This window comes from Pseudomonas antarctica (genome assembly GCF_900624995.1).
Lineage (GTDB): Bacteria > Pseudomonadota > Gammaproteobacteria > Pseudomonadales > Pseudomonadaceae > Aquipseudomonas > Aquipseudomonas antarctica.
In genome coordinates this window covers 1-8157 of sequence record NZ_UYXQ01000154.1, presented here as the reverse complement: position 1 = coordinate 8157, position 8157 = coordinate 1, and the positions used below count along the sequence as shown (strand labels likewise).

The 8157-nt window shown below is 62.4% G+C and carries 10 protein-coding genes; 8 read left to right on the top strand and 2 right to left on the bottom strand.

The window, feature by feature from the left end; translation table 11 throughout:
• Positions 1 to 533, top strand: a 533-nt coding sequence (locus E0F99_RS27465; protein WP_242626941.1) for a LysR substrate-binding domain-containing protein, incomplete at its 5' end; no start/stop codon positions are given.
• Between the two features lie 100 nt (positions 534 to 633).
• Positions 634 to 1341, top strand: a complete 708-nt coding sequence (locus E0F99_RS27460) for a YebC/PmpR family DNA-binding transcriptional regulator (RefSeq protein WP_083357900.1) — start codon at positions 634 to 636, stop codon at positions 1339 to 1341.
• Between the two features lie 56 nt (positions 1342 to 1397).
• On the opposite strand, the gene E0F99_RS27455 is transcribed toward E0F99_RS27460, so the two are convergent.
• Together E0F99_RS27455 and zapE are read right to left on the bottom strand one after the other, a co-directional pair.
• Positions 1398 to 2702 (bottom strand): protein kinase, encoded by a 1305-nt coding sequence (locus E0F99_RS27455; RefSeq protein ID WP_083360407.1) that lies wholly within the window; start codon positions 2700 to 2702, stop codon positions 1398 to 1400.
• Between the two features lie 39 nt (positions 2703 to 2741).
• A complete protein-coding gene (gene zapE, locus E0F99_RS27450) occupies positions 2742 to 3836 on the bottom strand; it encodes a cell division protein ZapE (protein ID WP_083357901.1) in 1095 nt (364 codons plus the stop codon).
• 216 nt (positions 3837 to 4052) lie between these two features.
• Here zapE and E0F99_RS27445 point away from each other — a divergent pair, with 216 nt between their 5' ends.
• From E0F99_RS27445 to E0F99_RS27420, 6 genes are all read left to right on the top strand, one after another.
• A complete protein-coding gene (locus tag E0F99_RS27445; RefSeq protein WP_423213185.1) occupies positions 4053 to 4553 on the top strand; it encodes a Csu type fimbrial protein in 501 nt (166 codons plus the stop codon).
• The gene (locus tag E0F99_RS27440; protein WP_083357903.1) at positions 4547 to 5092 is read left to right on the top strand and encodes a Csu type fimbrial protein; all 546 of its coding nucleotides are present in this window, start codon (positions 4547 to 4549) and stop codon (positions 5090 to 5092) included. The genes E0F99_RS27445 and E0F99_RS27440 overlap by 7 nt, the downstream gene beginning before the upstream one ends.
• A gap of 18 nt (positions 5093 to 5110) precedes the next feature.
• Positions 5111 to 5644: a Csu type fimbrial protein gene (locus E0F99_RS27435; protein WP_083360408.1), complete on the top strand. Its 534-nt coding sequence runs from the start codon at positions 5111 to 5113 to the stop codon at positions 5642 to 5644.
• 5 nt (positions 5645 to 5649) lie between these two features.
• Positions 5650 to 6147: a Csu type fimbrial protein gene (locus E0F99_RS27430; RefSeq protein WP_083357904.1), complete on the top strand. Its 498-nt coding sequence runs from the start codon at positions 5650 to 5652 to the stop codon at positions 6145 to 6147.
• A 27-nt stretch (positions 6148 to 6174) separates the two neighbouring features.
• Positions 6175 to 6960: a fimbrial biogenesis chaperone gene (locus tag E0F99_RS27425; protein WP_083357905.1), complete on the top strand. Its 786-nt coding sequence runs from the start codon at positions 6175 to 6177 to the stop codon at positions 6958 to 6960.
• A gap of 41 nt (positions 6961 to 7001) precedes the next feature.
• The coding region (locus E0F99_RS27420) for a fimbria/pilus outer membrane usher protein (RefSeq protein WP_130909043.1) at positions 7002 to 8157 on the top strand (1156 nt) is incomplete at its 3' end.

The following is an 8157-nucleotide window of genomic DNA, read 5'->3' as shown; positions in this document are numbered from 1 at the left end:
ACCTGCGCGCCCGCTATCCTGGCATTGCTAGCAACTTGCGGCTGGGCAATGCCCAGGAAACCGTGGCGGCGTTGTTGTCCGAGCACGCGGATGTGGCGGTGCTCACCGAGGTGCAGCCGCGCAACGGCCTGCACCTGCAACCGCTGAGTGAGTCGCGTATCTGCGCGTTGGTGCCGGCCGGCCATCCATGGGCGCAGTGGCCCAAGGGCATTCGTCTGGATCAGTTGAACGACGTGATCATGGTGTTGCGCGAGCCCAGCTCTATCACCCGTCGCACCTTCGATGACGCTTGCCGTGAGGCCAAGGTGCAACCCAAGGTGTTGCTGGAACTGGACAGCCGCGAGGCGGTGACCGAAGCCGTCGCCGCCGAGTTGGGCGTTGGTGTGGTCTCGTCGATGGAGGTCAGCCCGGACCCACGGGTCAAGGCCATTGCGATCCAGGGCGACGGGCTGGTAAACCGGCACATGCTCGGTTGCATGGAGCGGCGCCGCTCATTGCGCCTGATCCAGGCGTTTTTCGAGTTGGCGTCTTAACGGTTTTTTGGTGGAATGATGGGTTTTTGCGCTATAAACTCTGCCCCCAAAGCGCCGGCCAGTAGACGTCTCGGCGCTATGGATAGGAAGAGAGTGAGTCATGGGCGCACAGTGGAAAGTCAAACATAAAGAAGCGGCATCCAATGCCAAGGGCAAAATCTTCGGCAAGCTGGTCAAAGAAATCACCATCGCCGCCCGCAACGGTGCCGACACCGCGACCAACGCCCACTTGCGTCTGGTGGTGGAGCAGGCCAAAAAAGCCTCGATGCCCAAGGAAACCCTGGAGCGCGCCATCAAGAAAGGCGCCGGCCTGCTGGGTGAAACCGTGCAGTACCACCGCGTGACCTACGAGGGTTTCGCTCCGCATCAGGTGCCGCTGATCGTCGAATGCGTGACCGACAACATCAACCGTACCGTAGCGGAAATCCGCGTAGCGTTCCGCAAGGGCCAATTGGGCGCTTCCGGCTCTGTGGCGTGGGACTTCAACCATGTCGGTCTGATCGAGGCTTCGCCGGACAGCCCTGACGCTGATCCGGAAATGGCCGCCATTGAAGCGGGCGCCCAGGATTTCGAAGACGGTGAAGAAGAAGGCTCCACCTTGTTCATCACCGAAACCACTGACCTTGATGCCGTGCAAAAAGCGCTGCCGGAGCAGGGTTTCACCGTGCTGTCAGCCAAGCTGGGTTATCTCTCGAAGAACCCGGTGAGCGGGTTGACCGATGAGCAGATGGCCGAAGTCGAAGCCTTCCTGGAAGGCCTGGACAACCACGATGATGTGCAGGATATGTTCGTCGGTCTGGCCGGCTGATTGACCGCTGAATAAATGCAGTCAGAACGTGGGAGCAAGCCCGCTCCCACATTGGTTCAGTGGTGTGGCAGCGACTGCAGCAGCGCTTCGACTTCTTCGAAGCCCGGTCGCGCCAATACATCCGCCTGGCAGCAGCGTTTCTGCAGGTCCACTAGTACATCGTCATTGAACTCAGTCTCGATGCGCTCCAACAGTTCCCCCAGCAACACCCCAAACGCGCGTACTTCGATGCGCTGCAATGCCCTGGTTTCCAAGGTGTCCGCCGTGGCATGGAACGACGCCGCGCCAAAGTCCCCGAGCAAGCAATCTCCCGCCGCGCTCCACAAAATATTGTGGCCGTACAGATCACCATGGGTGATGCCGTGCCGGTGTAAGTGCGCCGCCACCGAGGCGATGCCACGCGCCATGCGCAAGGCCACTTCAACGCTGAAACGCGTGTTCGGCGCGTAGACATCGCGGGTGCACGACGCCAGGCTCGGCAGGGCCGCGAGGTTGCGGTAGCTCGGGTCGATCAGGTCCATCACCAGTGCAGCCTGGTCATCGGGGTGCCCCACCACACGGCCCGCTACCTTGATCAGGTTGGGGTGCAGCCCGGCGGCGATGCAGGCTTGCATTTCATGCAGCGGTGAACCGTCGCTGGTGATCGTGCCTTTGTACAGTTTGACCGCGACAGGCAACGCCTGTGGCTTCCATAACGCCTTGCGAATGACCCCCGAGGCGCCTTCGCCCAGCACTTCGCCCAGCGACAGTTGCGACCAGGGAATGTTCGGCGTCACGTCATCAGCGACCACCTCCACCGCCATTTCCACCGGGTTACCGGCATAGGCCAGCCACGTCAGGCTCGGCAGTGTCAGCAGCCAGTCCGGCAGTTGAGTCAGGCGATTGGAGGCGATACGAATCAACTCCAGGTTTTTGCAGTTGGCCAGGCTTTGCGGCAGGTCCGTCAGTTGGTTGCCGGCCAGCATCAGCTTTTGCAGCAGTGGCCGCTCGCCCAACTCGCTGGGCAACTGGCTGATGCGGTTATCGGTGAGGATCAACCAGCGCAGTTGCGGCGGCAATGCGGCGGCGGGCACGTGGCTGATCTGGTTGGCCTTGAAGCCGATCATGCTCAGTTTGGCGCACTGGCCCAGGCATTCCGGCAGTTCGGTAAAGGCGTTGTCCGAACAGAACAGCACGCGCAAATGCGCGAGGCGATGCAGGTCGTCCGGCAGGCTGCTCAGGGCGTTGCCCGTGAGGTTGAGAATTTCCAGCGAATCGGCCAGTTCGAAGATTTCCCGCGGGAATTCGGTCAGCCCGCAGGACAGGTCCAGGCGCGTGATACCGGCCAATTGGCCAGCCTTGAGTTGGGCGAGGGTATTCATGAACGGCGCGGTCACTCGGCAATAGGGCGTAAAAGGCGCTCATGATACCGGGTGAGGCGCCTGTTGCGGGCAGACGGTTTGCAATTGCTGCAGGCGACTGGCCGTACGGGCAAGGTCAATGGCTTGGCCTTGCAGGGCGTGCGCCAACGGTTGTTGGCCGATCAGGGTCAGGCGTTTGTCCTGGTCGTAGAGCACGTCTACCAGATTGATAAAGCGCTGCTGCACGGCAATCGGGCACTGCGCCAATGGCGGCAGCCCGTCGATGATCCAGTGGTCGAAGTCCTGGCACAGCAGCAGGTAATCCATCACCGCAGTGAGCTGTTCGCAGAGGTCGTTAAAGGTGAAGGCGATGGTCGGCGCCTGATGGCTGCGGCACACCCATTGGCGGTTGCCGACCTTGAGCGTCTGCGCCGGGCAGTGGGTGGCGGGCAGTCCGAGCGCTTCACGTTGGGCCACTGTGCCGGGCCATACATATTGACCGGCGCTGAAGCGCTGCTCGGCATGCGCCTGGGGCAGGCTGCGAAAATCCTCGGGTGAGCTGACTTCCAAGACGTCCATGCGTGCCGCGATCAGGTCGATCACCGGCTTGAAGCGTTCGTGGTACAGCGGGTTGGGCAGCAGCCCTTCGGGCGCATAGTTGGAGGTCACCAGTACCAGCATGCCGCGTTGGAACAAGGTCTTGAACAACCGGCTGATGAGCATGGCATCGCCGATATCGTGAACGTGGAATTCGTCGAAACACAGCACCCGGCAACCCGCCAGCAGCTCATCCAAAGTGACACCCAGGGCATCGTCGTGCTCACGGTGCTGGAACATGCCCCGATGCAGGCGCGCAAAAAACGCGTGGAAGTGCACGCGCTGCTTCTCGGCAATCGGCAGCGCCTGGAAAAAACCATCGAGCAGCCAGCTTTTGCCACGCCCGACCGGGCCGTGCAAGTACAGGCTACGTGTGGGCTTGCCGGCGAGCAGTTGCTGGGTCTGGCGGGCAAGGGCGGCGATTGCCTGTGTTTGCCCGGCACTCAGGGTGTAACCCTGTTGTTTGGCCTTGTGTGCAAAAAACGCCGGGATGGGCGAGGCGCTCTTTACGTCAGTCTTTTTGCCAAGCAAGCGCTGGATTAAGGAAAGTACGGCCAATGCGAGTCACTCTGTAGTGCGGTGGTCGCTTACTGTAGGGCGCTCGCCGCAATTTGACCAATAGAGAAGGGGGCCGCCAGCTATCTCGCAAAGGTATGGCGTGGGGGGCAATCCTGTCCAAACTGGCAGTTTTTCTTTAAATGGCTAACCTCATACACAGTTGTCACCCCTGTATAAGGAATTGGGGCTGTGAAGGGACGAGCAGTATTGGCAGTGATGGGCGCCATGCTCTGTAACACGGTTTGCGGCGCGCAGCTCCAGGTGGAGGTGCGCATCGACGTGCAACGGGGCTGCCAACTGGTGGGCACCACCCGCAGCGCAGGCATCGAGCAGCTTGGCGTTTTGGATTTCGGCAGCGGCCCGCGTCTGGATGACCCGGCCGGTCCCTTGAGTGCGGCGCTGATCAGCCAGCGCCAGCCACGCCTGGAATGTAACCCCGACACCCCTTATCAAATGCGCGTGGACGGCGGCCTGCATGGCGGCGTCGGCGAAGTGCGCTACCTGAGCGCCGCAACGCCTTCGAGTAAACCCATTCCCTATCGTATCTACGCCGACGCCGCGCGGTTGATCCCGTTGCCGGTGGACATTCCCCTCAGCGGGCGCGTCCCAGACTCCGGCTCGGTCGACTTGCCGCTTTATGCGCGCATCGAGCCGCTCAAAGACATTCCCGCCGTTGGCCGTTACACCGACCTGCTCAAGGTCACGGTCACATGGTAAGCCGGGGCTGGGCCCTCGCGGCGATGGGCGGCCTGTTGCTGCTGGCGGACGACGCCCAGGCGGGCGCGGTGAACGGGCAGGTACACGCACGCTTGGTGATTACTGCGAGCTGCGAGGTGAGCAAAAACGTTGAGCGCGCACCGGTCAGCCCTACAGGTGGCACCGCGATACTCGATTTCGGCAGCCAAGGGCCTACGTGGAACAACCCTTTGGGCGCTGGCGTTACTGACGGCAGCAAGGCGCCGCTGTCGGTGTCGTGCAACCCCTCGGTGGTCAGCAGCTTCACCGTGACCATCGACGGCGGCGCCAATGGCGACGGCGCTACTCGACGGCTGAGCAACGGCCGCCACACCATTCCCTATCGGCTATCCGCCGACCCGTTGGGCCGCAGCGCCTACAGCATCGGCCAGCAACGCAATTTCGTCGTGACCAAGGGCACACAAGTACCGATCCCGGTATTCGGCTTGGTGGTGGCGAATACCAAGGCCCTACCGGCCGGCATCTACACAGACACCCTGACGGTGACTCTGGATTGGTAAACCATGAGGATGAACATCATGCATGCACGTGTATCGAAAGCGGTTTTTCCATTGATGGCGCTGGCGTGGATATCGGGTGCGCAGGCGGCCACCGTGGCCGGCACGGTCAGCGCGACGCTGGTGCTGACCAGCAGCTGCCAGGTCAATGGCGCGGCGGCAACCGGCGGGATGAGCTTCGGTAACTTGAACTTTGGTACGGCCAATAGCCTGTTTACCGAGGCCGACGGCCAAGTGCTGGGCGGCGGTGGTGGGGCATTGTCGATTCTGTGTTCGGCGGGTACCTCGCCGACGCTGACCGTGTCGGCTGGCGCCAATGACGGCAAGTCCACTGGCGGTGCACGAGCGCTGTACGACGGCGTTGCCAACTACGTGCCGTACGACCTCTACACCGACAGCGGCCATTCGAATTTGCTGGCCATCGGTGGTGTGATCAACCTGGCGCCGAGTACCGGGGTGGCCCAGGCCGTGAATATTTACGGGAAGGCCAATGGCAAGGCCGGGCTGCCCGCCGGTACGTATACCGACACGGTTAACGTGACCCTGACGTTCTAAGTGCCATGAGCCGGGCAGCGTGGGCGTTGGCAGCGTGCATCGGCTGGGGCATGCCGGTGTCGCTGTTGGCGGTGACCAGTCAATCGTTCCAGGTCAGCGCGACGATCACGCCCGGGTGCCTGGTGGTCGGTGGTGGCACGAACTACGGCAGCCTGGCGTTCGGCACGTATTCGGCACTGGCGACCAGCACGGCGTCGGTCGCGCTCACCGGTGGCGTGACCTTGCAATGTACGCCGGGTGTCGCGCTGAACATGAGTGTCAACGGCGGTTTGCATAACAACAGTGGTCGGCGGATGCAGCTCAGTAGCGGCAGCGCTCAAGTGGCCTATCAGCTGTTTCAGGACGCGGCGTTCAGCCAGAGCTTGGGGATCAGCCAAAGCGTCAGCGTGGCCTACAGCAACGCGGCCAGTATCACCTTGCCGATTTATGGGCGAGTGCAGTTACCGGGCAATACGCCTGGGGGGACGTACAGCGACACGTTGCAGGTGCAGCTGTCGTGGTAAGGCTATTGGCAATGAGGAGTGAGACTTATGTATGCAGCTTCCCGGCTTGGGTGGGCAGCGGGTTTGAGCGCGTTATTGGCGTTGACGGCTGGCCAGTCCCAGGCGGCCAGCTCGGTGCTGATCTGGCCGATTGACCCGGTGCTGGAGGCCGATCAACAGGCCAGCGCTTTGTGGTTGGAAAACCGTGGTACGGAGACCGCCAACCTGCAAATCCGTGTGTTCGCCTGGACCCAGAGCGGCTTTGATGAGCAGTACCAGAACCAGCGCGACGTGATTGGCAGCCCGCCGGTGGCGAAAATCGAGCCGGGGCAGAAACAGTTGGTGCGTTTGACCCGCACCAAGGACGTGCCGCCGGGCCAGGAGTTGGCCTATCGCATCATCATTGATGAGATCCCATCAGCCACGCCCCCCGCAGCCCCGGCCGATGGCAAGACCGCCGCCGCGGTGCGGTTCCAGATGCGTTATTCGGTGCCGTTGTTCGCCTATGGCGCAGGCCTTTGGAGCAAGGTCGACGGCACCCGCGACCGCGACCCAAAGGGAGCCGGCAAGCCGGACCTGAGCTGGAAAAAAGTCAACGTGGGTGGGCGTAATTACGTCGAAATGCGCAACCAGGGCGCCGTCCACGCGCGTTTGACCGATGCCACGTTCAAGCAGGGCGGCCAACCTCGGCCGCTGGTGGAAGGCTTGATGGGCTATGTGCTGCCGGGCGCGACCATGCGCTGGCCGGTGCCGGACGGGCTGCCGGCGGGTCAGCCCTTGCAGGTCCGCGTCAATGGTGCAACGCAACTGGAGAGCCTCGCACCAGGTCGATAAAACAGTGCGATAGGGCAGGGAGCAGCCCCGGGTGTTAACGGATGGAGATGTCCATTGAAGGACACAAAGCCTTGGTGAGCCGCGAGAGGGCTCGATGTCTATGGCGATCGGTGTGGGTGGTGAGTGGCCTGTCTGGCCTGGTGTTTGCGGCGCCATTGCCGCCCCCTCCCAGCAGTCTGGAGGCTGTTGCCGATGCACAGTTATTCCTGGAACTGGTGGTCAACCAGCGTGACACCGGCCGTGTGGTCGCCGTTAATCAACGCGCCGGGCAGCTGTTTATGCCGGCCTCGGTGTTGCAGGAAATCGGTATGAAGCTGCCGGGTGATGTGCCCACCGAGGTCGCGCTGGAAAACCTGCCGGGCCTGCACACCGATTACGACAGCCAGGGCCAGCGCCTGATGCTGACGGTGCCGCCTGCCTGGTTGCCGGAGCAGTTTATCGGCAATCGTGATAACTACCCGCGCACCCATGCGCTGACCAGTTTCGGCGCGCTGCTCAACTATGACGCCTACCTTAATGACACCGATGACGCGGGCACCTACCTCGGCATCTTCAACGAAGTCAGGCTCTTCGACACCTGGGGCACGTTGTCCAACACCGGTCAATACCGCACCACCATGGGCCGGGAGACAATCGGCAGCAGCCCGGACAATGGCTATCGGCGCTATGACACCACCTGGCGGTTTTCCGACGACGAACGCCTGTTGACCTACGAAGCGGGCGATGTGATCAGCGGCGCGTTGCCCTGGAGCACGTCGGTGCGCCTGGGCGGGGTGCAGGTGTCGCGCGACTTTGGCGTGCGCCCCGACTTGGTCACCTACCCTTTGCCACAGTTTGCCGGGGAGGCGGCGGTGCCGTCGTCGGTGGACCTGTTTATCAACGGTTACAAATCCAGCAGTGCCAACCTGCAGCCGGGGCCGTACACGCTGACCAACGTGCCGTTTATTAACGGCGCGGGGGAGGCGGTGGTGGTGACCACTGACGCCCTCGGCCGACAGGTGTCGACCACGGTGCCGTTCTATGTCACCAGCACCCTGCTGCAGAAGGGTTTATCGGACTTCTCGGTGGCCGCCGGTAACCTGCGCCGCGATTACACCGTGCGCGATTTCGGCTACGGCGCCGGCGTGGCCAGCGGGACCTTTCCGTTGCGGCGGTTGGATCGCCTCACCCCGGAAGGCCACCCCGAACCCTCGGCGG